The 22,110-nt window shown below is 71.2% G+C and carries 18 protein-coding genes and 1 riboswitch; of the genes, 11 read left to right on the top strand and 7 right to left on the bottom strand.

What is annotated here, in order from left to right; genetic code table 11:
- Positions 1-3 precede the first annotated feature (3 nt).
- Positions 4-296, top strand: a riboswitch (cobalamin riboswitch).
- 74 nt (positions 297-370) lie between these two features.
- From C7416_RS12940 to C7416_RS12970, 7 genes are read left to right on the top strand one after another with little or no spacing between them, the layout of a single operon-like run.
- Positions 371-2,263: a TonB-dependent receptor domain-containing protein gene (locus C7416_RS12940; protein ID WP_111519299.1), complete on the top strand. Its 1,893-nt coding sequence runs from the start codon at positions 371-373 to the stop codon at positions 2,261-2,263.
- 28 nt (positions 2,264-2,291) lie between these two features.
- Positions 2,292-3,299 (top strand): FecCD family ABC transporter permease, encoded by a 1,008-nt coding sequence (locus C7416_RS12945; RefSeq protein WP_111519300.1) that lies wholly within the window; start codon positions 2,292-2,294, stop codon positions 3,297-3,299.
- Positions 3,296-4,138: an ABC transporter ATP-binding protein gene (locus C7416_RS12950; RefSeq protein WP_111519301.1), complete on the top strand. Its 843-nt coding sequence runs from the start codon at positions 3,296-3,298 to the stop codon at positions 4,136-4,138. Before C7416_RS12945 ends, C7416_RS12950 begins: the two co-directional genes overlap by 4 nt.
- Positions 4,131-4,763 (top strand): cob(I)yrinic acid a,c-diamide adenosyltransferase, encoded by a 633-nt coding sequence (gene cobO, locus C7416_RS12955; RefSeq protein ID WP_111519302.1) that lies wholly within the window; start codon positions 4,131-4,133, stop codon positions 4,761-4,763. Before C7416_RS12950 ends, cobO begins: the two co-directional genes overlap by 8 nt.
- Before the next feature lie 34 nt (positions 4,764-4,797).
- A complete protein-coding gene (cobT, locus tag C7416_RS12960) occupies positions 4,798-5,838 on the top strand; it encodes a nicotinate-nucleotide--dimethylbenzimidazole phosphoribosyltransferase (RefSeq protein ID WP_111519303.1) in 1,041 nt (346 codons plus the stop codon).
- The gene (locus tag C7416_RS12965) at positions 5,835-6,689 is read left to right on the top strand and encodes an adenosylcobinamide-GDP ribazoletransferase (protein ID WP_181461226.1); all 855 of its coding nucleotides are present in this window, start codon (positions 5,835-5,837) and stop codon (positions 6,687-6,689) included. Before cobT ends, C7416_RS12965 begins: the two co-directional genes overlap by 4 nt.
- Positions 6,674-7,255 (top strand): histidine phosphatase family protein, encoded by a 582-nt coding sequence (locus C7416_RS12970; RefSeq protein WP_111519304.1) that lies wholly within the window; start codon positions 6,674-6,676, stop codon positions 7,253-7,255. Before C7416_RS12965 ends, C7416_RS12970 begins: the two co-directional genes overlap by 16 nt.
- Here the strand turns inward: C7416_RS12970 and C7416_RS12975 are convergent, their stop codons facing one another.
- Genes C7416_RS12975 through cobU form a run of 4 tightly spaced genes read right to left on the bottom strand, consistent with a single transcriptional unit; the run spans position 7,256 to position 10,863 of the window.
- A complete protein-coding gene (locus C7416_RS12975) occupies positions 7,256-8,161 on the bottom strand; it encodes a cobalamin-binding protein (RefSeq protein ID WP_111519517.1) in 906 nt (301 codons plus the stop codon).
- A 16-nt stretch (positions 8,162-8,177) separates the two neighbouring features.
- The gene (gene cobD, locus C7416_RS12980; RefSeq protein ID WP_111519305.1) at positions 8,178-9,194 is read right to left on the bottom strand and encodes a threonine-phosphate decarboxylase CobD; all 1,017 of its coding nucleotides are present in this window, start codon (positions 9,192-9,194) and stop codon (positions 8,178-8,180) included.
- Complete coding sequence (locus tag C7416_RS12985) at positions 9,191-10,165, bottom strand: CobD/CbiB family cobalamin biosynthesis protein (RefSeq protein ID WP_111519306.1); 975 nt, start codon at positions 10,163-10,165, stop codon at positions 9,191-9,193. Before C7416_RS12985 ends, cobD begins: the two co-directional genes overlap by 4 nt.
- Positions 10,159-10,863: a bifunctional adenosylcobinamide kinase/adenosylcobinamide-phosphate guanylyltransferase gene (gene cobU, locus C7416_RS12990; RefSeq protein WP_018008055.1), complete on the bottom strand. Its 705-nt coding sequence runs from the start codon at positions 10,861-10,863 to the stop codon at positions 10,159-10,161. The genes C7416_RS12985 and cobU overlap by 7 nt, the downstream gene beginning before the upstream one ends.
- Before the next feature lie 38 nt (positions 10,864-10,901).
- On the opposite strand from cobU, the gene C7416_RS12995 reads away from it, so the two are divergent.
- Positions 10,902-12,419: a cobyric acid synthase gene (locus tag C7416_RS12995; protein ID WP_111519307.1), complete on the top strand. Its 1,518-nt coding sequence runs from the start codon at positions 10,902-10,904 to the stop codon at positions 12,417-12,419.
- A 148-nt stretch (positions 12,420-12,567) separates the two neighbouring features.
- A complete protein-coding gene (locus C7416_RS13000) occupies positions 12,568-13,761 on the top strand; it encodes a PepSY-associated TM helix domain-containing protein (RefSeq protein ID WP_111519308.1) in 1,194 nt (397 codons plus the stop codon).
- Positions 13,762-13,815: 54 nt separating this feature from the next.
- On the opposite strand, the gene panC is transcribed toward C7416_RS13000, so the two are convergent.
- From panC to C7416_RS13015, 3 genes are all read right to left on the bottom strand, one after another.
- The gene (gene panC / locus C7416_RS13005) at positions 13,816-14,664 is read right to left on the bottom strand and encodes a pantoate--beta-alanine ligase (RefSeq protein ID WP_111519309.1); all 849 of its coding nucleotides are present in this window, start codon (positions 14,662-14,664) and stop codon (positions 13,816-13,818) included.
- A gap of 138 nt (positions 14,665-14,802) precedes the next feature.
- A complete protein-coding gene (locus C7416_RS13010; protein WP_111519310.1) occupies positions 14,803-15,696 on the bottom strand; it encodes a segregation and condensation protein A in 894 nt (297 codons plus the stop codon).
- A 34-nt stretch (positions 15,697-15,730) separates the two neighbouring features.
- Positions 15,731-15,922, bottom strand: coding sequence for a DUF3460 family protein (locus C7416_RS13015; RefSeq protein ID WP_018008060.1), 192 nt, complete (start codon positions 15,920-15,922; stop codon positions 15,731-15,733).
- A 189-nt stretch (positions 15,923-16,111) separates the two neighbouring features.
- Here C7416_RS13015 and C7416_RS13020 point away from each other — a divergent pair, with 189 nt between their 5' ends.
- Positions 16,112-17,923 (top strand): autotransporter assembly complex protein TamA, encoded by a 1,812-nt coding sequence (locus tag C7416_RS13020; protein WP_111519311.1) that lies wholly within the window; start codon positions 16,112-16,114, stop codon positions 17,921-17,923.
- A complete protein-coding gene (locus C7416_RS13025; protein WP_111519312.1) occupies positions 17,923-22,074 on the top strand; it encodes a translocation/assembly module TamB domain-containing protein in 4,152 nt (1,383 codons plus the stop codon). Before C7416_RS13020 ends, C7416_RS13025 begins: the two co-directional genes overlap by 1 nt.
- Positions 22,075-22,110: the final 36 nt, after the last annotated feature.

Genomic DNA, 22,110 nt, shown 5'->3' on the forward strand with positions numbered 1-22,110 from the left:
CCATAGACTCGCGCACGTTCCAGGTGCTCGCCCTTTTCGTCCCTGGCGAAAGGGCAGTTCAACGGGAAACAGGGAGCCGGGCCGGCTGCGCGCCGGAGAGGCCAACCTGTGCTGCCCCCGCAACGGTAAGCGACCGCGGTGCGCATGCGCCAGCCACATCGCTGGCAAGGCCGATCCGTCATCGGATCTCAGGCCACATGCCCGCAGGACCGGCCACACGCCACTGAACCGCAGGTTCGGGAAGGCGCCGGTTCCGTGTCGCCAGCCCGGATACCGGCCTGAACGCGGGCTGCCGCCCGTGCGCGGCACGCCTCATCGCCATATGGCCCGCGGGGGAACGGGCCCGGCCGTTCCTATCCAGTCCTGCATCATGCGTTCATCGCTTCACAGGTCGACCCGCCCGGCAAGCCCGGCGGTGCGTCCGTCCGTGCCCGCCATCCTGGCGGCCATGGCCTCGTTCACCCTGGTTCCCGGTACCGCTTCCGCGCAGGCGGCGGACAGCCGCACCGCGCAGCTCGCGCCGGTGGTGGTCACTTCCTCCCGCACCGCGCAGTCGATCACCGAGGCGCTGCCGCACACCACGGTGGTCACGCAGCAGGACATCGCCAATGCGCAGGCGCCGGACCTGCGCACGCTGCTGCGCAGCCAGGCCGGCGTCGAGTTTGCGACCAACGGCGGCATGGGCAGCAATACCTCGCTGTTCATGCGCGGCGCCAACTCCAACCAGACCCTGATCCTGATCGATGGCGTGCGGGTGTCGTCGGCCAGCAGCGGCACCGCGCAGCTGGCCAATATCCTGCCGGACCAGATCGACCGTATCGAGGTGGTGCGCGGCAACGTCTCGGCGCTGTACGGCTCGGACGCGATCGGCGGCGTGGTGCAGATCTTCACCAAGAGCGGCGCGGGCCAGGCGCCGGCAGCCAACGCCGCGGTCGAGTACGGCAGCAACAATACGCGCCAGGGCACGGTCGGCTATGGCGGCCAGGTTGGCGACACCTCGTTCAACCTGACCGGCTCGGCGTTCAAGACCGACGGCTTTTCGTCGATCAATACGAAGCAGGCGCCGCGCGCCAACCCCAACGACAACCCGTACGAGAACCAGAGCGTGTCGGGACAGGTGAAGCACCGCTTCACGCCCGACTGGGATGCCGGCATCACCGGCTACTACTCGAAGAGCAAGCTGTCGTTCGACAGCGCCTTCGGCCGCCCCACCGACGAGAACCGCACCAACAGCGAGCTGTACACGCTGTCGGCCTTCGTCAACGGCAAGCTGGGCGCGGACTGGACCACGCATTTCAAGCTGTCGCAGAGCGAGGACCGCAGCGACACCTTCCTCAACAGCAGGCCCAACGGCACCTTCAATACCCGCAACCGCCAGTTCAACTGGCAGAACGAATACGCGCTGGCCGCCGGCCACACGCTGCTGTTCGGCACCGATTACCTGCAGCAGGAGCTGGATTCCAGCGCCTACGGCGCGCCCACGCGCAATGTGTTCTCGGTGTTCGGCGGCTATGACGGGCGCTTCGGCAAGCACCAGCTGCATCTCAACGCGCGCAACGACCACTATTCCGACTTCGGCAACCAGGGCAGCTTCTTCGCCGGCTACGGCTACAACCTGACCGATGCCTTCAAGCTGATCGCCAGCGCCAGCAATGCCTTCCGCGCGCCGACCTTCAACGAGCTGTACTACCCCAACTTCGGCCAGCCCAACCTGCAGCCCGAGCGTGCCAAGTCGGTCGAGGCCGGCGTGCAATACACCACCGCCAGCGCCGGCCTGCTGCGCGTGACCGCGTTCGAGACGCGCTACCACGACCTGATCGTGTCGGCACTGCAGCCCAACGGCATGTTCCTGGCGCAGAACGTCAACGAGGCCAAGGTGCAGGGCGTCGAGGCCTCGTGGCGTGCCAGCGTCTACGGCACCGACATCGGCGCCAGTGTGACCTTCCAGAACCCGGTCGACGAGCAGACCAACACCCAGCTGCTGCGCCGCGCGCGCCGCCATGCCGCGCTGGACGTGGGCCGCAATGTCGGCAACTGGCGCTTCGGCGGCGAATGGCTGCTGTCGTCGTCGCGCATGGACTCCGGCTCGCGCCGGCTGGGCGGATACGGTATCGTCAACCTCAACGCCCGCTACAACATCGACAAGCAATGGTTCATCGCCGCCCGCGTCGAAAACCTGTTCGACAAGGACTACCAGCTCGCCTACCCCTACAACACGCAGGGGCGCGCGGGCTTCATCACGCTGGGCTGGCGCCAGCGATGAGCGCGCGGGCGCGCCATGGCTGAGCGCCATGTCTGACTTCCGGCGCGCCCTGGCGATCTGGCTGGTGCTGGCGTTCGCGGCGCTGCTGGCGTTCGCGCTGTCGCTGGCGCTGGGCAGCGTTGCGCTCGATGCGCGCCAGCTGTGGCTGGCGCTGAGTGGCGCCGACACCGGCACCGCCGGTGCCATCGTGCATGAACTGCGCCTGCCGCGCGCGGCCGCGGCCTTTGCCTGCGGCGGGCTGCTGGCCCTGTCCGGGGCGCTGATGCAGGTGCTGCTGCGCAACCCGCTGGCCGAGCCCTACGTGCTGGGCGTATCGGGCGGCGCCTCCACCGCCGCGCTGCTGGCGATGCTGGCGCTGGCGCCGTGGTGGGGCGTGCAGGCGGCCGCGGCGCTCGGCGCGTTGCTGGCGATGGTGCTGGTGGCATCGCTGGCGCGGCGCGACCTGCTGCATCCGCAGGTGCAGGGCGGCCATCGCGAGGCCGGCGCGCGGCTGCTGCTGACCGGCGTGATCCTGGCCGCCGGCTGGGGCGCGGTCATTACACTGATCCTGTCAATCGCGCCGGAGTCGCGACTGCGCGGCATGCTGTTCTGGCTCACCGGCGACCTGGGCGGCACCGCCAGCTACGGCGGCGCGCTCGCCATGCTGGTGGCGGCGCTGCTGCTGGCCATGCCGATGGCGCGCGCGCTCAACGTGATGCTGCTGGGCGAGACCGTGGCGCAGGCGCTGGGCGTGCGCGTCGGGCGCGTGCGGCTGGCGACCTTCATGCTGGCATCGCTGTGCATTGCTGCCGCCATCACCACCGCGGGCTCGATCGGCTTTGTCGGGCTGGTGGTGCCGCACCTGGTGCGGCTCGCCTGGGGCAACGACCAGCGCATGCTGCTGCCGGCCGCGACGCTGCTGGGCGGCGCGCTGTTGATGGCCGCCGACCTGATCGCGCGCACCGTGGTGGCGCCGGCGCAGTTGCCGGTAGGGGTGATCACCGGGCTGCTGGGCGTGCCGACCTTCCTGTACCTGCTGTTGCGGAGGCCGCGATGAACTCGGGCGCGCACTGGTCGGTTCCGCTCGCTGCCTGTCCGCGGCTGGCGCTGCACGAGCTGCGGCTGCGCACCAGCCAGCGCGTGCTGGTGGAGCGCCTGACCTTGGCCATCGGCCCGGGCGAGCTGTGGTGCATCGCCGGCCCCAACGGCGCCGGCAAGTCCACGCTGATGACGGTGCTGGCCGGATTGCGCCACGCCGACGGCGGCAGCGTCGAGATCGACGGCACCGCGCCGGCGCTGGTCGATCCCGCGCTGCTGGCGCGCCAGCGCGCCTATCTGCCGCAAGCGGTGCACGACACCTTCCCGATGCCGGTGCTCGACGCGGTGCGGGTGGGCCGCCATCCGCACCTGTCCGGCTGGGGCTGGAGCGGGCGCGAGGATGACCGCATCGTGCACGACGTGATCCGCGCCATGGATATCGAGGCGCTGGCCGCGCGCGATGTGCTGACGCTGTCCGGCGGCGAGCGCCAGCGCGTGTCGCTGGCCGCCGCGCTGGCGCAGCAGGCGCCGCTGCTGTTGCTGGACGAGCCGGTCTCGCACCTGGACCTGCGCCACCAGATCCTGGTGCTGGAGCAGCTGGCCGCGCTGGCCCGCGCGGGGCGCCACGCCATCGTGGTGATCCTGCACGACCTGACGCTGGCGCTGCGCTACGCCACCCATGCCCTGCTGATGGCTGAAGACGGCACCGCGCTGCACGGCCCCGCCGCGCAGGTGCTGACCCCCGAACACTGCTCGCGCGCGCTGCGTACCGCGATCGTCAGCGTCAGCGACGGCGCGCATACCGCGCTGATTCCCGATGGCGCGCGCGCGACCACACCGAACTCACACCATGACTGAAAACCACAACCCCGCCGCACAAGATCCCGACCGCGATGCCCGCCACAAGGCGCGCATGGTGCGCAAGAAGGAGGTCGTCGACGCCAAGATCGCCGCCGCGCAGGACGAGCGCGGCGTGATCGTCATCACCACCGGCAACGGCAAGGGCAAGTCCAGCTCCGGCTTCGGCATGGTGGTGCGCGCGCTCGGCCATGGCATGCGCGCCGGCGTGGTCCAGTTCATCAAGGGCGCGCAGCCCACCGGCGAAGAGATGTTCCTGCGCCGCTTTCCCGACCAATGCGCCTTCCACGTGATGGGCGAAGGCTATACCTGGGAAACCCAGGACCGGTCCCGCGACGTGGCCAAGGCCGAGGCCGCGTGGGAGGTGGCGCGCGCCATGCTGCGCGATCCCGGCATCGGCCTGGTGCTGCTCGACGAGCTCAACATCGCGCTCAAGCTGCACTATCTTGATGTGGAGCAGGTCATTGCCGACCTGCGCGCGCGCCCGCCGATGCAGCACGTGGTCATTACCGGCCGCGGCGCGCCGCCGGCGCTGGTGGAGGCGGCCGACACCGTCACCGACATGACCCCGGTCAAGCACGCGTTCCAGCAGGGCATCAAGGCCCAGCGCGGCGTGGAAATGTAGCCCGTTTTTTTTCTGAGTACCCGATCCAGGCATCATGCAGTTTCCCGAAATCCCTCCGCTCGACGCTGCGCTGCGCCCCGTGCTGCAGGCCGCCATCGATGACAAGACCAAGCCGCTCGGCGCGCTCGGCCGGCTTGAAGCCTTGGCCCTGCAGCTGGGCCTGATCCAGGGCAGCGCGCGGCCGGTGCTGCGGCGGCCCACGGTAATCGTGTTCGCCGCCGACCATGGCGTCGCCGACGCCGGTGTCAGCGCCTATCCCGCCGAGGTCACGGCGCAGATGGTGCAGAACTTCCTGGCCGGCGGCGCGGCGATCAATGTGTTCTCGCGCCAGCACGGCATCGCGCTGGAGATCGTCGATGCGGGCGTGCGCGTGCCGCTGCCGGCGGCGCCGGGGCTGGTCAACTGCCGCATCGCAGACGGCACCCGCAATTTCGCGGAGGAGCCGGCGATGACGCCGGAGCAGGCCGCCGCGGCCATGACCGCCGGCATGGCGCGCGTGCTGCGCCATGCGCAGCAGGGCTGCAACGTGATCGGCTTCGGCGAGATGGGCATCGCCAATACTTCGGCCGCGGCGTGCCTGATGCAGCGGCTGACCGGCCTGCCGCTGGAGGACTGCATCGGGCGCGGCACCGGCCTGGACGACGCCGGCCTGGCGCGCAAGCGCGAGGTGCTGGCCGGCGCGCTGGCGCGGCATGCCGAGGCGCAGGCGCCGCTGGACGTGCTGGCCACCTTCGGCGGTTTCGAGATCGCGATGATGGCCGGCGCCTTCCTGGCGGCCGCGGCCAGCCGCATGGTGATCCTGGTCGACGGCTTTATCGCCACGGCCGCGCTGCTGGTGGCGCAGCGGCTGGACCCCAAGGTGCTGCAGTACTGCGTGTTCACGCACTGCTCGCACGAGCGCGGCCACCGCGCGCTGCTGGCGCAGTTCGACGCCGCGCCGCTGCTGGCGCTGGACCTGCGCCTGGGCGAAGGCACCGGCTGCGCGCTGGCGTGGCCGCTGCTGGCCTCGGCGGCGGCGTTCCTGAACGAGATGGCAACCTTCAGCGGCGCCGGCGTCAGCACCGCATCGCCATGAGCGCGCCGACCGACCCGGTGCCCATTCCCGAACCCGCCCACGAACCCGGCCCCGATCCCCGCGGCCGCGCGGGTGCGGCCGGCGAACTGCGCTATTTCCTGACGGCGCTGGGCTACTTCACGCGCGTGCCGCTGCCGGGCTGGCTGGCGCGCTGGGTCGGCTTCGAACCGCACTACCTGCATGCCGCCGCACGCTACTTCCCGCTGGTCGGGCTGTTGGTGGGCGGCGCGGGCGCGCTGGCCACCTGGGGTGCGGCGCTGTGGTGGCCGCCCGGCGTGGCCGTGCTGCTGGGCATGGCCGCGACGCTGCTGCTGACCGGCGCCTTCCATGAAGACGGGCTGGCCGATTGCGTCGATGCCTTCGGCGGTGCGTGGCAGCGCGACGACGTGCTGCGCATCATGCACGACTCGCGCATCGGCGCATTCGGCGCGATCGCGCTGGTAGTGGCGCTGCTGCTGAAGTGGCAGCTGCTGGTGGCGATCGCCGGGCGCGGCGGCATCGCGCTGTTGCTTGCCGTGCTGGTCGCCGCGCATGCCGCCAGCCGCGCGATGGCGGTCAGCTATCTCGCCACGCTGACCTACGTGCGCCCCGAGGGCAAGGCCAAGCCGGTGGCGCAGAAGCTGGCCGGCACGGGCCTGGTGTTTGCGCTGCTGTGCGGGCTGGTGCCGCTGTGGCTGGTATCGCCATGGTTTTGCGCGGCGGCCGTGGCGGCGTTGCTGGTGCTGCGCCTGCTGCTAGGCCGCTACTTCGTGCGCCGCATCGGCGGCTATACCGGCGACTGCCTGGGCATGGCCCAGCAATGCGCCGAAATCCTGCTCTACCTGGTGGCCGCGGCATGGACGTGGTCCTGATCCGCCATGCGCAGCCGCAGGTGCCGGCAGGAACCTGCTACGGCTGCCTCGACCTGCCGCTGCTGGCACCGCTGACGCCGCCTGCCGCGCGCATCGTTGCCGGCCTGCCGGCACCGGATCGCATCGTGGCCAGCCCGCTGGCGCGCGCGCTGGGCACGGCACAGGCACTGGCCCAGGCATGGCCCGGCGGCGTGCCGGACATCGACACCGAACCTGCGCTGCGCGAAATCGACTTCGGCAGCTGGGAGGGCGTGGCCTGGGATGCGATCGACCGCGGCGCGCTCGACCAGTGGGCGGCCGATCTTCTGCATGCGCGTCCGCATGGCGGCGAATCGCCGGCGCAGGCGATGGCGCGGGTCGCCGGCTGGGCCGCGACACTGGCCGGGGAGCGCGCGCAATGTCTCTGGGTGGTCGGCCATGCCGGGCCGATGCGCATGCTGGCGGCGCACTGGCTGGGTGTGCCGCTGGCGACCACGGTCAACTGGGAGCTGGGCTTTGGCGCCAGTTGCGGCTTCAGGCTGGAGCAGGGCGGGGCGCGGCTGGGCTGGTGGAACCGCGCCGGCTGATCAGCGCGCCGGCCGCCGGCTGCGCGCGGTGTCGAGGTCCTTGCACAGCTGCGCCGCACCTTGCACCACGCGCGGGCCGGCACGGTTGAGCAGGTCGCCGTCGATCACGAACAGGTTGTTGCGCGCCACCGCCGTGACCTGCTTCCAGCGCCGCCACATCTCGAAATCCGGCAACGGTTGGTCCGAGCGCGTGGCGCCCATGCCCGCCGTCACCATCGCTTCGGGATTGCCGGCGATCACCGCTTCGACCGATACGGTCGGCACCAGCGGCGCCTCGGCCGCGAACAGGTTGCGGCCGCCGCACAGCGCCAGCATGTCGCTGACCAGGTGCTGGCCGTTTAGCGTCATCAGCGGCTGCTGCCAGACCTGGTAGAACACCGTCACCGGCGGGCGCGCCGCATACGTCTTGCGCAGCGTTTCCACCTGCTGGCGGAAGCCATCGGCGGCGCGCCGCGCGGTGGCCTCGGTGCCGAGCAGCGTGCCGAGCTTCTCGATGTTGTCCGGGATCGCCGCCAGCCGGCGCGGCTCGCTGTAGAACAGCGGGATGCCGAGCGCGCGCAGCCGGTCGGCCTGCTTCTGCGCATTGCCGTGGCGCCACACCACGATCAGGTCGGGCCTGAGCGCGGCGATGCGCTCGAGGTCGAGCGCCTTGTTGTCACCGACACGCGCGATCTCGCGCGCCTGCGGCGGGTAGTCGCTGTAGTTGACCGTGCCGACGATGCGGTCGCCCGCGCCCGCTGCGAACAGCATCTCGGTGACGTGCGGCGCCAGCGAGACCACGCGACGCGCCGGCTGCGCCAGGGTCACGGTCTGGCCGGCGTCGTCGATGACCGAGACCGTGGCAGTGGCGGGCAGCGCCGCGAACAGCAGCACGGAAGCGATCAAAAGGATGGGGCGGTTCGGCATGGCAAGCGTCAGAGGATCAAACGGCGGCCGCCAGCGCGGCGTCCAGCCGCTGCCAGGCCAGCGGCTGGTCCGGCGGCAGGCCAAGGCGCAGGCTCGGCGCGCAGCCGCCGGCGGCATCGAAATAACGGGTCCAGACGCCGTGCTGCGCCAGGCCGTGGTGCAGCCGCGCGGCGTCGCCATGCGGGACCCAGCAGAACAGCGGGTGCATCACCGGCGCCAGGCCGTGGCGGTCCAGCACGGCGGCCAGCCGTGCCCCGCACGCTTGCAACCGGTCACGCGTGGCCTGCTGCCAGGGCAGGTCGGCCAGCGCGCGGCGCGCCACCTCGCGCGCGGGGCCTGCGACGGTCCAGTGGCCCAGGCGCGCGCGCAGCGCGTCGAGCAGCGCCGGCTGTGCCAGCACGAAGCCGCAGCGGATGCCGGCCAGCCCGTAGAACTTGCCGATCGAGCGCAGCACCACCAACCCGGGCCGCCCGCTGTGCGCGGCGACCGAACCGCCGGGCAGGCAATCGATAAAGGCTTCGTCGACCAGCAGCGTGCCGCCGCGTGCCGCCAGCGCGCCATGCCAGCGCAGCAGCGTGGCGGCGGGCAGCACGCGCGCGGTCGGATTGTTGGGGTTGACCACGACCAGATGGTCGAGCGCGTCGGCCAGATCAGGCCGGTTGAAGTCGGCTTCGTCCAGCAGCACCACGGTGTGCCCCGCGGCGGCGAACGCCGGCGCGTATTCGCTGTACCCCAGCGCGGCGATGCCGACGCGTCCCGGGCGCAGCAGCGCCGGCAGCGTGCGGATCGCGGCCTGCGAGCCGGCCACCGCCAGCGCATGGGGCGCGCCGCATGCCGCCGCGGCCAGTTCGGCCAGGCCGTCGTCGTCCTGCGGCAAGCGTTGCCATACCTGCGGCGGCAGCATCAGCACGGCATAGCCGTCGGGGTTGATGCCGGTGGACAGGTCGAGCCAGTCGTCAGCAGCGCGCCGGTAGCGCCGCACCGCGGCAAGCAGGTCGCCGCCATGGCGGATCGGGGGCAGCGCCGTGCTCATGCCGGTGCGGAAACCATCAAGGCGGCGAGCGCGCTGGCTGTCGCCAGCGCCAGCCATAGCCATAGCGTGCGTTCGACCAGCCGCAGGCAGGCCATCACATGCGCCGCCTGCGGCGCGGTGCCGGCGCCCAGCGGCGGTCGTGGCTCGATTTCACCGTGATAGCGCGCCGGGCCGCCAAGCCGCACGCCGACCGCGCCGGCTCCCGCGGCCATCACCGGGCCGGCATTGGGACTCGACCATGCCGGTGCCTGCGTGCGCCAGCAGCGCAGCGCCTGCGCGGTGGCGCCGAGCAGCGCATACGACAGCGCGGTCAGCCGTGCCGGCACCAGGTTGAGCGCATCGTCGAGACGCGCCGCGGCCCAGCCGAAATACACCAGCCGCGGCGTGCGGTAGCCCCACATCGCATCGAGCGTATTGGCCAGCCGGAACACGATCACGGCCGGCGCGCCGCCGACCAGGAACCAGAACAGCGCGCCGAACACCGCGTCGTTGCCGTTTTCCAGCGCCGATTCGCAGGCGGCGCGGGCCAGCGCCTCGGCGTCGGCATCGGCGGTGTCGCGCGAGACGATGCGCGCGGTCAGCGCGCGCGCGGCGGGCAGGTCGGCCGCGCCCAGCGCGTCGGCGATCGGGGCGATATGCTGGTGCAGGCTGCGCGCCCCCAGCGCCGCGTACAGCGCCAGCGCATGCAGCGCCAGCGCGGCCAGCGGATGCCAGCGCGCCGCCGCGGCCACCAGCCACCATGCCAGCGCGGCCGGGGCCAGCACCAGCACGCACCAGCCGGCAAGGCCGGCAAGGCGCCGGCGCCAGGGCGCAAGACGTTGCGAGGGAGGGTTGAGGCGGCGTTCCAGCGCAGCCGCGATGCGGCCGAAGCCCACCAGCGGATGCCAGCGGCGCGGCTCGCCCAGCCAGCGGTCCAGCAGTGTCCCGATCCATGCCGCTGCCACGCATGCCGGCCAGGCCAGCATCAGCATGCGGGATCGGGCCCCTTGACCGCCACCGGGATGCCCGCCACCAGCAGCCGCACGCAGTCGGCCGCGGCGGCCAGCTTCTGGTTCAGGCGACCCAGTTCATCGACATAGAAGCGGGTGATGGCGCCCATCGGGATCACGCCGAAGCCGATCTCGTTCGAGACCAGGATCACGTGGCCGGGCAGCGTCGGCAGCGCGTTGAGCAGCGCCTCGATTTCTTCGGTGAACGCCGCCGGCGGCGTGATCACGCCATGCTCGGGATAGCTGCGGCCGTTGGGGAAAAGCAGGTTGTTGATCCACAGCGTCATGCAATCGACCAGGATGCAGCCGTCGTGGCGCGCGTTGGCATAGAGCGCATCGGCCAGGTGCACCGGCTCTTCCACCAGGCGCCAGTCGGCCGGGCGGCGGGCGCGGTGCAGCGCGATGCGCACCTCCAGTTCCTGGTCGGCGTGGGCCGGGTCCTGGTGCGCGGTGGCGATGTAGGTGACCGGCCCGCCGGTGACGGTGGCGTGGTCGGTGGCGAGCTGTTCGGCAAAGTGGCTCTTGCCGGAACGTGCGCCGCCCAGCACCAGGGTGAGCTGGCGGCCGCCAGTGCCGCTGGCGGCAGCGCGCGGCTGCGCGGCAGGGGCGGTGCCGGACGCGTTGGCGGGTGCGATGGCCGGGGTTTCCATCCGCGTATTGTAGCCGCCGCATCCCGGCATGGCACGGCCCGCGTGCGGGCCGGTGCGATAATCCGGCGATGCAATCCGACTCTTCGCAATCCCTGCCGGCGGGTGCCCTGCGCGGCACCCTGATGGTCCAGGGCACCACCTCCGATGCCGGCAAGAGCACCATCGTCGCCGGCCTGTGCCGGGTGCTGGCGCGCGCCGGCACGCGCGTGGTGCCGTTCAAGCCGCAGAACATGGCGCTCAACAGCGCCGTCACCGCCGACGGCGGCGAGATCGGCCGGGCCCAGGCGCTGCAGGCGCAGGCCGCGCGGCTGGCGCCGCATACCGACATGAACCCGGTGCTGCTCAAGCCCAGCAGCGACACCGGGGCCCAGGTCATCATCCACGGCCGCGCGCGGCTGGACCTGGACGCGCGCGCCTACCACGCCTACAAGCCGCAGGCGATGCAGGCGGTGCTGGCCTCGCACGCGCGCCTGGCGCAGGCCCATGAGGTGGTGCTGGTCGAGGGCGCCGGCAGCCCGGCCGAGGTCAACCTGCGCGAGCGCGACATCGCCAACATGGGGTTTGCCGAGCAGGTCGACTGCCCGGTGGTGCTGGTCGCGGACATCGACCGCGGCGGCGTGTTCGCGCACCTGGTCGGCACGCTCGACTGCCTGTCCGAGAGCGAGCGCGCGCGCGTGACCGGCTTCATCATCAACCGCTTCCGCGGCGATATCGGGCTGCTGGAGCCGGGCCTGGACTGGCTGGTGGCGCGCACCGGCAAGCCGGTGTTCGGCGTGCTGCCGTACCTGCACGGCCTGCACCTGGATGCCGAGGACGCCATCATCGGCGCGCAGGCCGATGCTGGCCAGGCCGCGCAGCGCCTGCGCGTGATCGTGCCGGTGCTGCCGCGCATCGCCAACCATACCGACTTCGACGCGCTGCGCGCGCACCCGCAAGTCGACCTGCAGTTTGTCGGCCCGGGCCGGCCGATCCCGCCGGCCGACCTGGTGGTGCTGCCCGGCAGCAAGAACGTGCGCGGCGACCTCGACTTCCTGCGCGCCCACGGCTGGGACGCGGCGCTGGCGCGGCACCTGCGCTACGGCGGCAAGCTGATCGGCATCTGCGGCGGCATGCAGATGCTGGGGCGGCAGGTGCACGATCCCGATGGCCGCGAGGGCCCCGCCGGCAGCAGCGCGGGGCTGGGCTGGCTCGATTACGACACCACGCTGGCCGCCGACAAGCAGTTGCGCCAGGTGCACGGCCGGCTCGCGCCGGAGGCGGCCGACGCGCCGGTGCGTGGCTACGAGATCCACCTCGGCGTCACCACCGGCAAGGGCCTGGAGCGGCCCGCCGTGTGGCTGGACCGCGGCGACGGCACCATGCGGCCGGACGGTGCGCGCTCGGCCGACGGTCAGGTGCTGGCCACCTATGTGCACGGTCTGTTCGACGACCCCGCGGCCTGCCAGGCGCTGCTGCGCTGGGCCGGGCTGGACCAGGCCCAGGCGGTGGACCTGGACGCGCTGCGCGAAGCGTCGATCGAGCGCCTGGCCGACACCATGGCCGCGCACCTGGACCTGGGGGCACTGCTGGCGCCGCTGCGGCGCTGAGGTTGCGGCGCGGTCCATCGTGGCATGCGGCGGCAAGCAGCGGCCCTGCTAGAATCGCGAATCCTTCGCATTCGCATCGTGGCATGGAGATGGCTTTTCCGCCATATTCCGCGCCTTGCAGCGTCCGCTCAACGTACTTCACCCCGTCATGGTCACCGGCCGCCTGCGCGTCGTCCTCGTCAAGCTGCATCGTTATATCGGCCTGAGTCTCGGCCTGCTGTTCGTCCTGATGGGGCTGACCGGCATGACCATCGCCTGGCGCGATGAACTCGACGCCTGGCTCAATCCCGACCTGCTGGTGGCGTCCGCGCCGATGACGGCGCCGGTGACCCCGGACACGGTCCAGGCCGTGACCGAGCGGCTGGCTGCGCCGCCCTACGGCAAGCCCAACCTGCTGATGCTGCCGACCCACGCCGACGGCGTCTTTATCGCCTGGTATCCGGTCAAGGGCCCCGGCGGCGTGGTTCCGGGGCGCTCGCGCCAGGTCATGGTCGACCCGGTCACGCTGGCGGTGAAGGGCGAGCGCGTCTGGGGCGAGGCGGGGCTGTCGCGCCAGCTGCTGCTGCCCACGCTGTTCCACCTGCACCGCTACCTGCTGTCGGGCGATACCGGCAAGACCATCACCGGCGTGGCCGGCATGCTGCTGTTGCTGACCACGCTGGTGGGCGTGGCGGCGTGGTGGCCCAAGATGAAGCTGCGCTCGGTGGTGCAGGCGTTCCGCATTACGCATGGCGGTTCATGGTCGCGCTTCAACTATTCGCTGCACCGCGCCGGCGGCATCCTGGCCGCGCCGGTGCTGGCCGTGATCGCGTTTTCCGGCTGGTACCTGAACCTGCCCAAGTGGGTCACGCCGATCGTGGCGGGCGTGATGACGGTGACGCCACCGGCCAAGCACGTCTCGGCGCCGGCGCCGGCGGGAGCGCGGCCCCTGGAAGCGGGCGAGATCATGGCCGCGGCGCAGGCGCAGTTCCCGCAGGCGCAGGTCACCCGCATCGGCTTTCCGCGCAAGCCCGGCGACGCCTTCGAGATACGGCTGTGCCAGCCCGGCGAGGTGCGCCAGCACACCGGCGCGACGCGGCTCTGGCTCGATGCCTGGACCGGGGCGCCGCTGGGCGTGCGCGACCCGCAGCAAGCCCCTGCCGGCGACACGCTGCTGAACTGGCAGTTTCCGCTGCATACCGGCGAGGCCTTCGGCCTGCCGGGGCGGATCTTCGTCACGCTGTTCGGGCTGGCGCCGCTGGCGTTCGCCGTGACCGGCACGCTGATCTGGTGGAAACGGCGGCGCGGCCACCAGCGCCATGTGGTGAAGAGCGCGCAGCGCGCCGGCATGCGCCGGGCATGAAAAAAGGCAGGCCTGCGGGCCTGCCTTTTTCCTTGGCGGACGCGGCTGCGCCGCTCAGATTTCCAGGTTGTCGATCAGCCGGGTCGCGCCCAGTTTGGCCGCGGTCAGGATCACCAGCGGCTCGCCGGCGAGGAATTCCTCGCGCGTCGGCGCCTGCAGGTTGACGCGCTTGCGGATCGACACATAGTCCGGCTTCCAGCCACGCTGTTCCAGCGAGGCGCGGGCGCTGGCCTCCACCGACAGCAGGTTGGCCGAGGCGCGGTCGCCGCCGAGCACGGTGTCGCGCACGTCGTGCAGGGTGCGGTACAGCACCGGTGCCTCGGCGCGCTCGTCCGGGCTCAGGTAGCGGTTTCGCGACGACAGCGCCAGGCCGTCTTCGGCGCGCACGGTCTCGGCGGGAATGATGTCGATCGGCAGCGCGAACTGCTGCACCATCTGGCGCACGATCATCAGCTGCTGGTAGTCCTTCTTGCCGAACACCGCCACGCGCGGCTGCGCGCACGAGAACAGCTTCATCACCACGGTGCAGACGCCCTTGAAGAAGCCGGGGCGGAACTCGCCTTCGAGGATGTCGCCCAGGTCGTGCGGCGGCTCGACGCGGTATTCCTGCGGCACCGGGTACATGTCGCGCTCGGAGGGCGCGAACAGCACGTAGACGCCTTCGCTCTGCAGTTTTTCGATGTCGTCCTGCAGCGTGCGCGGGTACTTGTCGAAATCCTCGTTCGGGCCGAACTGCAGGCGGTTGACGAAGATGGATGCCACCACCGGGTCGCCATGCTGGCGCGCCAGGCGCATCAGCGACAGGTGGCCTTCGTGCAGGTTGCCCATGGTGGGGACGAAGGCCGCGCGGTTCTGGCCGCGCAACTGGTCCCGCAGCTCTTGGATGGAGGAAATGACTTTCATCTGCCTTGGTGTGCTGGTCGTGTAGGGGTAACCCGGACGCCGGTCCGCGGCGCGCGGCGGCTGCCGTGCCGGTCTGGGCCGGCTGTCGGCGGATTGTAGATCAACTGGGACGGGGCTGGCCTCGGCGGTTCGGACGGGTCAGCTGGGGCTGTACGCCAATCGCACATAAATCGGCGCGAACGGCTCGGCCTGGGTGATCTCCACCAGCGATTCGCGCGACAGCTCGAGCATGGCGATGAAGTTCACCACCACCACCGGCACGCCCTTGCCGGAGCGCACCGCGTCCTCGAACAGCTCGGAGAACTCCATGAAGCGCGCATGCTGCAGCCGGCGCAGGATCTGGCTCATATGCTCGCGCACCGACAGCTCCTCGCGCGAGATCTTGTGGTGCTGGTTGAGCTTGGCGCGCTTGAGCACGTCGGCCCAGGCCGCCTGCAGGTCGACGGTTTCGACCTCGGGAAAGCGCGGCGCCAGGCTCTGCTCGATATAGACCTGCGAGCGCAGGAAGTCGCGGCCCAGCTGCGGCACCGTATCCAGGCGCTGTGCGGCCAGCTTCATCTGCTCGTATTCCAGCAGGCGGCGCACCAGCTCGGCGCGCGGGTCTTCGGCTTCTTCGTCGCTGTCGGCCTTCTTGACCGGCAGCAGCATGCGCGACTTGATCTCGATCAGCATCGCCGCCATCAGCAGGTACTCCGCCGCCAGCTCCAGGTTGGTCTTGCGGATCTGCTCGATATACGACAGGTACTGCCGCGTCACCTGCGACATCGGGATGTCGAGGACGTTGAAGTTCTGCTTGCGGATCAGGTACAGCAGCAGGTCCAGCGGGCCCTCGAAGGCTTCCAGGAAGATCTCGAGCGCATCCGGCGGGATGTAGAGATCCTGCGGCAGCTTGAACAGCGGCTCGCCGTACAGGCGCGCGAACGCCATCCCGTCGACCATGTCGGCAGGGCCGGCCGGGCCGGCGGCGGCAGCGGGCGCCACCGCGGGCAGCTCCACGGGCAGCGGCAGCTTGTCCTGGTCGGCTGCGCTCATGCGCTGGGCTCGCGCTTGGGGTCGGGGGCGCGGATCAGTTGTCCTGCGAGTAGACGTAGGGCTTCTGCGCCACGCGCGAAGCCTGGGCGCGGGCGCGCTCTTCTAGGTCGATCGGTGCCTTGTCCCACAGCAGGGCGCGGCCGTCGCGCTGCTCGGCCTCCAGCGTCGGGCGCTCTTGCTTGAGCTGCTTCAGGAACTGGGTGATATCGGATTCGTAGAGGGCCATGTTCAACCGGGATGCACCCGTGCGGGCGCCATATAGGTACAGTGGGCCATGATTTTACAGTATCGGCCCCCCGGGATGCACGCCAGACCGTAGCCGGGGGCCGCGAGGGCACCGCAACGCGTGGGAAAGTTCCGGGCGCGCGGCCGGGTGTGGTCAAATACCGACTTTGTATGTGTGGACAATGGGGCGATGCCGCAAGACACCGCTAACACCGCTGACTCGGCTGGCCGTGCCGCCAGGCGCTTTGCCGCACGCGCACCGGGCGTGCTTGCGGCGCTGGTGCTGGCACTTGCCGCGGGTCCGGTCCAGGCCGCCTACAAGGTCGAGGTCGAGGCGCCCAAGCCGATCCGCGAGATGCTCGAGGAGCACCTCGACCTGGCCCGCTACAAGGACCGCGCCGACCTGTCGCCCGACCAGTTCGACTACATGGTCGAGACCGTCGGCGAGCAGGTGCGGGCCTTCACCTCGACCGAGGGCTATTTCGATCCGACCACCACCACCCGCGTCGAGGGCGAGGGCGACCAGCGCGTGGTCCATGTGATGGTCGACCCCGGCGCGCGCACGCTGATCCGCAACGTCGACCTGCAGGTGACCGGCCCGGCGGCGACCCAGTCGCCTGAACAGGTGGCGGAGATGAAGGCCAAGTGGGGCCTGCCCGCGGGCGACCCGTTCCGCCAGGACGACTGGGACAAGGCCAAGGAAGACGCGCTGGTGACGCTGCAGAGCCACACCTACTATGGCGCGCGGCTGGCCGCGTCGCAGGCGCGGGTCGAGCCGGACGAACTGCGCGCGGACCTGTCGGCGCACTATGTCAGCGGCCCGGCCTACCGCCTGGGCCCGCTCAAGGTTACCGGCACGCGCCGCTACCCGGAACAGATCATCGTCAACGTCAACCCGCTCAACGAGGGCGAGCCGTACCGGGTGGAGCGGCTGCTGGAGCTGCAGCGCGCGATCCAGAACCAGCCGTATTTCTCCAACGTGCAGGTCGACCTGGAGCCGCCGCCCGATGCCGAGCAGGCGCCCGACGGCGTGGTCACCGCGCCGGTGTCGGTGCGCGTGCGCGAATATCCGGTGCACCGGCTCAACAGCGGCGTTGGCTTCACCACTGATACCGGGGCCCAGGTCGAAGGGCGCTATTCCTACTACAACCTGTTCAACCGTGCCTGGACCTTCGATTCGCAGGCGCGCATCGAACAGAAGCGCTCCTACCTGTTCGCCGAGGCGGCGATGCCGCCGTCGCGCGGTGCCTACCGCAACAGCGTCTACAGTAGCTACGAGCGCACCATCGACATCGAGAACACCGACACCACCAGCCTGCGCGCGGGCCTGAAGCGCTCGCGCTCGCGCGAGAAATACGACGTGACCACGTCGCTGGATTTCTACTACGACAAGCTGCTGCCGGTGGGGCAGCCCGCGCAGATCAGCAAGGCGCTGGTGCCGGCCTTTGCCTGGACCCGGCGCGATGTCGACAACCCGGTGTTCCCGCGCCGCGGCAACGTGATCAACACCCAGATCGGGGTAGCCGCCAAGAACCTGCTCAGCGATGCCACCTTCCTGCGGCTGTACGGCCGGATCCGCCAGTACGTGCCGGTGGGCAAGCGCGACCTGGTGGTGGCGCGGCTGGAACTGGGCGCCGACCTGACCGGCGACAGCGCCAGCCAGATCCCGGCGACGCTGCGCTTCCGCGCCGGCGGCACCGACTCGATCCGCGGCTACACCTACCAGTCGATCGGCACGCCCAGCGGCGCCAGCATCCTGCCGGCCAAGTACCTGGCCACCGGCAGCCTGGAGTACCAGTACTGGTTCAAGCCGGACTGGGGCGTGGCCGTGTTCTGGGATGCCGGCACCGCCGCCAACGACCTGCGCGGCGTGACCATCTACAACGGCGTGGGCATCGGCGTGCGCTGGCGCACGCCGGTGGGCCCGCTGCAGCTGGACGTGGGCTATGGCATCCAGGAGCAGCAGTTCCGGCCGCATATCTCGCTGGGGGTGGCGTTCTGATGAACGTGCACGACCTGCCTTCCGTGCCCGGCGGCGGCGACGCCGCGCCGCCGCCGTCCGGTCCGGCGCCGCGCAAGCGCCGGCGGCTGTGGCGCGCGCTGGCCTGGCTGGCCGGCATCCTGCTGTTGCTGGTGGTGGTGCTGGCGGCCGCCGGCGTGGCGGCGCTGCGCACCGAGGCCGGCACGCGCCACCTGTGGACGCTGGCCACGCGGCTGTCGGCCGGCATGCTCAGCGGCCAACTCGAAGGCGGCACCGTGGCGCACGGCCTGCGCCTGCGCGACGTGGTATTCGAAAGCGGCCAGACGCGCGTGACGGTCGACCGCGTCGACGGCAGCTGGAACCTGAGCTGGCAGCCGCGGCGGCTGCATGTGCAGTGGCTGCGCATCGGCAAGGCCGAAGTGCGGCTCGGGCCGTCGGAGCCGAGCACCGAACCGATGCAGAAGCCCGCTTCGCTCGAACTGCCGCTGGCCATCGATGTCGATGCGCTGACGCTCGAACGCCTGGCGCTGGTGCAGGGCCCGGCGCCCACGGCCGAGCCGATGGTATTCGGCAACCTGGCCGGCGCGCTGCACAGCGACGGCCAGCGCCATCGCGTCAGCGTCGACAAGCTGGAAACGCCCTACGGCAAGCTCGCCGCCAACGCGCAGCTGGGCGCCGCCGCGCCGTTCGCGCTCAGCGCCGAAGCCTTGCTGGAAAGCAGCTGGCAGCACGAGGCCTTCGCCGTCAACGCGACCGCCAACGGCAACCTCGACGCCTTGCGCGCCGAGGTCCAGGCCAGCGGCGACCGCATCCACCTGCGTGCCGGCGCCGACCTGACGCCGTTCGGCAAGGTGCCGTTCACGCACCTGCTGGTCGACGGCGACCGCATCAACCCGCGCCTGTTCAGCCCGTCGGCGCCGCACGCCAACCTGACCGTGCATGCCGAGCTGCGGCCGGTGGATGGCGTAGCGGCCGGCAGCAACGCGGCGGGGGCCTCGGCGCCCGCGGCTTCCGCGCCGGCGGCATCCGCGCCGTCGCCGGCATCGGCTGCCTCCGCGCCCGCGGCCGCGCCGGAGCCGCTGGCGGTCGCCGGCGAGATCGAGATCCGCAACCTGGAGGCCGGCCCGCTCGACCGCGAACGGCTGCCGGTGCAGTCGGTGCGCGCCCGGGTCGAACTGAGCGAGGCGGCGCAGACGGTGTCGGACCTGCGCGTGGCGCTGCCGGGCAAGGCCGAGATCGCCGGCAGCGGCTCGCTGCGCGGCGGCCGCGGCGGCTTCGACCTGGACGTGCGCAGGCTGGACCCGGCGGCGCTGCATGGCTCGCTGACCAGCGCCAGCCTGTCGGGCCCGGTGGTGGTCCGCATCGAGCCGGGCCGCCAGAGCGTGGCGCTTGAGCTGTCCGGCGGCCAACTCAAGCTGTTTGCCGACGCCAGCATGGACGCCGAGACCCTAACCCTGGCCGCGCTGCGCGCCGTGGTCGGCACCGGCCTGCTGACCGCCGAGGGCAAGCTGGGGCTGAAGGACAAGCAGCCGTACAGCTTCAAGGGCAAGCTGTCGGCGTTCGATCCGTCGCGCCTGGCCAAGGTGGCCGCGGGCCGGATCAATGCGGATTTCAGCGCGACCGGCGAGCTCGCCCCGCAACTGGGCGTGGCGCTGGACTTTGCCGTGCACGAAAGCGAATACGCGGGCCTGCCGATGACCGGCGGCGGCAAGCTGCGCCTGGGGGGCGAGCGCCTGCTGCCGAGCGAGGCCGCGCTCAGCATGGCCGGCAACCAGGCGAGCCTGCGCGGCAGCTTCGGCGCGCGCGGCGATGCATTGAAGCTGGCGGTCGACGCGCCGCAGCTGGAGCGGCTGAAGTTCGGCGTGGCCGGCCAGCTCAAGCTCGACGCCACCATCACCGGCACGCTGAAGAAGCCCGAGGTGGTGGCCGACTACAACGCGCAAACGCTGGAAGTGGGCCCGCACAAGCTGGCCAGCGCCAGCGGCCGCGCGGAGATCCGCGGCGGGCTCGACGGCCCGCTGTCGGTGCAGCTGGCGGCGCGCGGCTACCGCGGCCCGCACGCCAGCCTCGCCACGCTCGACGCCACCCTCAACGGCACCCAGGCCAACCACGCCTTCGACGTCAAGGCAGCCGGCAGCCTGAACCAGCGGCCACTGCAGCTGGCGCTGGCGGGGCAGGGCGCGTGGCGCGGCCAGCAGGGCTGGAGCGGCACCATCCGCACGCTCGAAGAGCGCAGCACCATCAATCTGCGCCTGGCCGCGCCGACGCAGCTGCTGGTGGCCGACCAGCGCGTGCGCCTGGGCGCGACGCGGCTGCTGCTGGACCGCGCCACGCTGGCGATCGACAACCTGGACTGGGACCACGGCCGCATCCGCAGCGCGGGCAGCCTCGACGGCCTGCAGGTGGCGCGCGTGCTGGAGCTGATGGAAACCATCACCGGCGAGCGCCCGCCGGTGCGCTCCGACCTGGTCATCGACGGCCGCTGGAACCTGGCGCTGGCCGAGACCGCCACCGGCTTTGCGGAAGTGCGCCGGCGCAGCGGCGACCTGTCGGTCAACGCGGGCCGGGGCTTCACCACGCTCGGGCTGGGCGAGACCAGCCTGCGCGCCGACGCCGGCGGCAACCGCATCGCGCTGCGCGGCGGCATGGTGTCGGGCCGCATCGGCAAGGTGGTGGTCGATGCCTCGGCCGGGCTGGTGCAGGAGCAGGGGCTGCAGACCGTGGGCCCGGCCTCGACGCTGGGCGGCACCGTCACCGTCGACGTGCCGCGGCTGAAGTCGCTGGAAGCGCTGACCGGCCCGCAGTACGCCTTCGACGGCCGCCTGGCCGCGGCGATGCGGCTGGCGGGCACCGTGGCGGCGCCGCTGCTGACCGGCACCATCAACGGCGACAACCTCGCGGTCACGCTGTACGACCAGGGGCTGCGCCTGACCGACGGCACCGTGCGCGTGGTGCTGGACCAGAACACGGTCGAACTCAGGCAGGTGGAATTCCATGGCGGCGAGGGCAAGCTCACCGCCACCGGCAATATCAAGCTGGGCGAGGCCGATCCCAACCTGACCGGCCGCATCGTCGCCGACAAGCTGCAGCTGTTCGCCAGCCCGGAACGCACCCTGGTGGTGTCGGGCGATGCCAGCATCGCCAACGAGAACAAGCAGGTGGTGATCCGCGGCAAGTTCCGCGTCGACCGCGGCCTGTTCGACCTGCCCAAGGCCGGCGCGCCGGTGCTGGGCGACGATGTCGTGGTGATCCGGCGCAAGGACCAGCGCGCGGTCAAGACGGCGGCCACGCCGGTGCCGGAAAGCAAGCCCGCCAGCCGCTTCAGCCCGGTGATCGACCTGACCGTCGACCTCGGCAACAACTTCCGCTTCCGCGGCGCCGGCGCCGACCTGCTGCTGGCCGGGCAGATGGGCGTGAAGAGCGAACCGCTGGCGCCGATGAAGGCCACCGGCACGGTGCGGGTCACCGACGGCACCTACGAGGCCTTCGGCCGCAAGCTGGACATCGAACGCGGCATCATCAATTTCAACGGCCCGATCGACAACCCCAACATGAACATCCGCGCCATGCGCCGCAACCAGGAGGTCGAGGCCGGCGTCGAGGTCACCGGCACGGTGCGGCTGCCGCGCGTGCGGCTGGTGTCGGAGCCCAACGTCCCCGACGAGGACAAGCTGTCGTGGCTGATGTTCGGCTACGGCGCGGAAAGCGCCGGCGCCGGCCAGCAGCGCCAGCTGAGCGGCTCGGCGCTGGGCGGCGCCGCGCTGGGGCTGATCGGCGGCAGGGCCGGCAAGGGCATCGTCTCGCATTTCGGCATCGACGAATTCTCGATCGGGCCCAGCACCGCGGGCCTGAACGACCAGCAGGTGGTCAGCATGGGCAAGGCCATCACCGAACGCATGTCGGTGGGCTACGAGCAGAGCCTGACCTCGGCCTCGAACGTGGTGAAGCTGACCTGGCAGTTCTCGCGGCGCTGGTCGCTGATTGCCAAGGGCGGTTCCATCAACGGTTTGTCGGTCTTGTTCAACCGCCGCTTCGATACCTGGGCCAACCTGTTCAGCGGGGCCCCGAATCGCGGCACCAGGAGGAGCCAGCAGGATGAAAGCCAGCCACTCGACCCCGAAAGCGCCGCACAGGCGGCCTCGGCCGTCATTGCCGAGCCGGTGCGCCGGTGAATTTGCTGTGACCGTTCGCCCTTCGACCTTTGCCGC

It is taken from the genome of Cupriavidus phytorum, assembly GCF_003254285.1.
GTDB lineage: Bacteria > Pseudomonadota > Gammaproteobacteria > Burkholderiales > Burkholderiaceae > Cupriavidus > Cupriavidus phytorum.

Coding starts and splice junctions, on each gene's coding strand:
- C7416_RS12940 (WP_111519299.1), top strand. CDS start 371: ATGCGTTCATCGCTTCACAGGTCGACCCGCCCGGCAAGCCCGGCGGTG.
- C7416_RS12945 (WP_111519300.1), top strand. CDS start 2,292: ATGTCTGACTTCCGGCGCGCCCTGGCGATCTGGCTGGTGCTGGCGTTC.
- C7416_RS12950 (WP_111519301.1), top strand. CDS start 3,296: ATGAACTCGGGCGCGCACTGGTCGGTTCCGCTCGCTGCCTGTCCGCGG.
- cobO (WP_111519302.1), top strand. CDS start 4,131: ATGACTGAAAACCACAACCCCGCCGCACAAGATCCCGACCGCGATGCC.
- cobT (WP_111519303.1), top strand. CDS start 4,798: ATGCAGTTTCCCGAAATCCCTCCGCTCGACGCTGCGCTGCGCCCCGTG.
- C7416_RS12965 (WP_181461226.1), top strand. CDS start 5,835: ATGAGCGCGCCGACCGACCCGGTGCCCATTCCCGAACCCGCCCACGAA.
- C7416_RS12970 (WP_111519304.1), top strand. CDS start 6,674: ATGGACGTGGTCCTGATCCGCCATGCGCAGCCGCAGGTGCCGGCAGGA.
- C7416_RS12975 (WP_111519517.1), bottom strand. CDS start 8,161: ATGCCGAACCGCCCCATCCTTTTGATCGCTTCCGTGCTGCTGTTCGCG.
- cobD (WP_111519305.1), bottom strand. CDS start 9,194: ATGAGCACGGCGCTGCCCCCGATCCGCCATGGCGGCGACCTGCTTGCC.
- C7416_RS12985 (WP_111519306.1), bottom strand. CDS start 10,165: ATGCTGATGCTGGCCTGGCCGGCATGCGTGGCAGCGGCATGGATCGGG.
- cobU (WP_018008055.1), bottom strand. CDS start 10,863: ATGCCGGGATGCGGCGGCTACAATACGCGGATGGAAACCCCGGCCATC.
- C7416_RS12995 (WP_111519307.1), top strand. CDS start 10,902: ATGCAATCCGACTCTTCGCAATCCCTGCCGGCGGGTGCCCTGCGCGGC.
- C7416_RS13000 (WP_111519308.1), top strand. CDS start 12,568: ATGGTCACCGGCCGCCTGCGCGTCGTCCTCGTCAAGCTGCATCGTTAT.
- panC (WP_111519309.1), bottom strand. CDS start 14,664: ATGAAAGTCATTTCCTCCATCCAAGAGCTGCGGGACCAGTTGCGCGGC.
- C7416_RS13010 (WP_111519310.1), bottom strand. CDS start 15,696: ATGAGCGCAGCCGACCAGGACAAGCTGCCGCTGCCCGTGGAGCTGCCC.
- C7416_RS13015 (WP_018008060.1), bottom strand. CDS start 15,922: ATGGCCCTCTACGAATCCGATATCACCCAGTTCCTGAAGCAGCTCAAG.
- C7416_RS13020 (WP_111519311.1), top strand. CDS start 16,112: ATGCCGCAAGACACCGCTAACACCGCTGACTCGGCTGGCCGTGCCGCC.
- C7416_RS13025 (WP_111519312.1), top strand. CDS start 17,923: ATGAACGTGCACGACCTGCCTTCCGTGCCCGGCGGCGGCGACGCCGCG.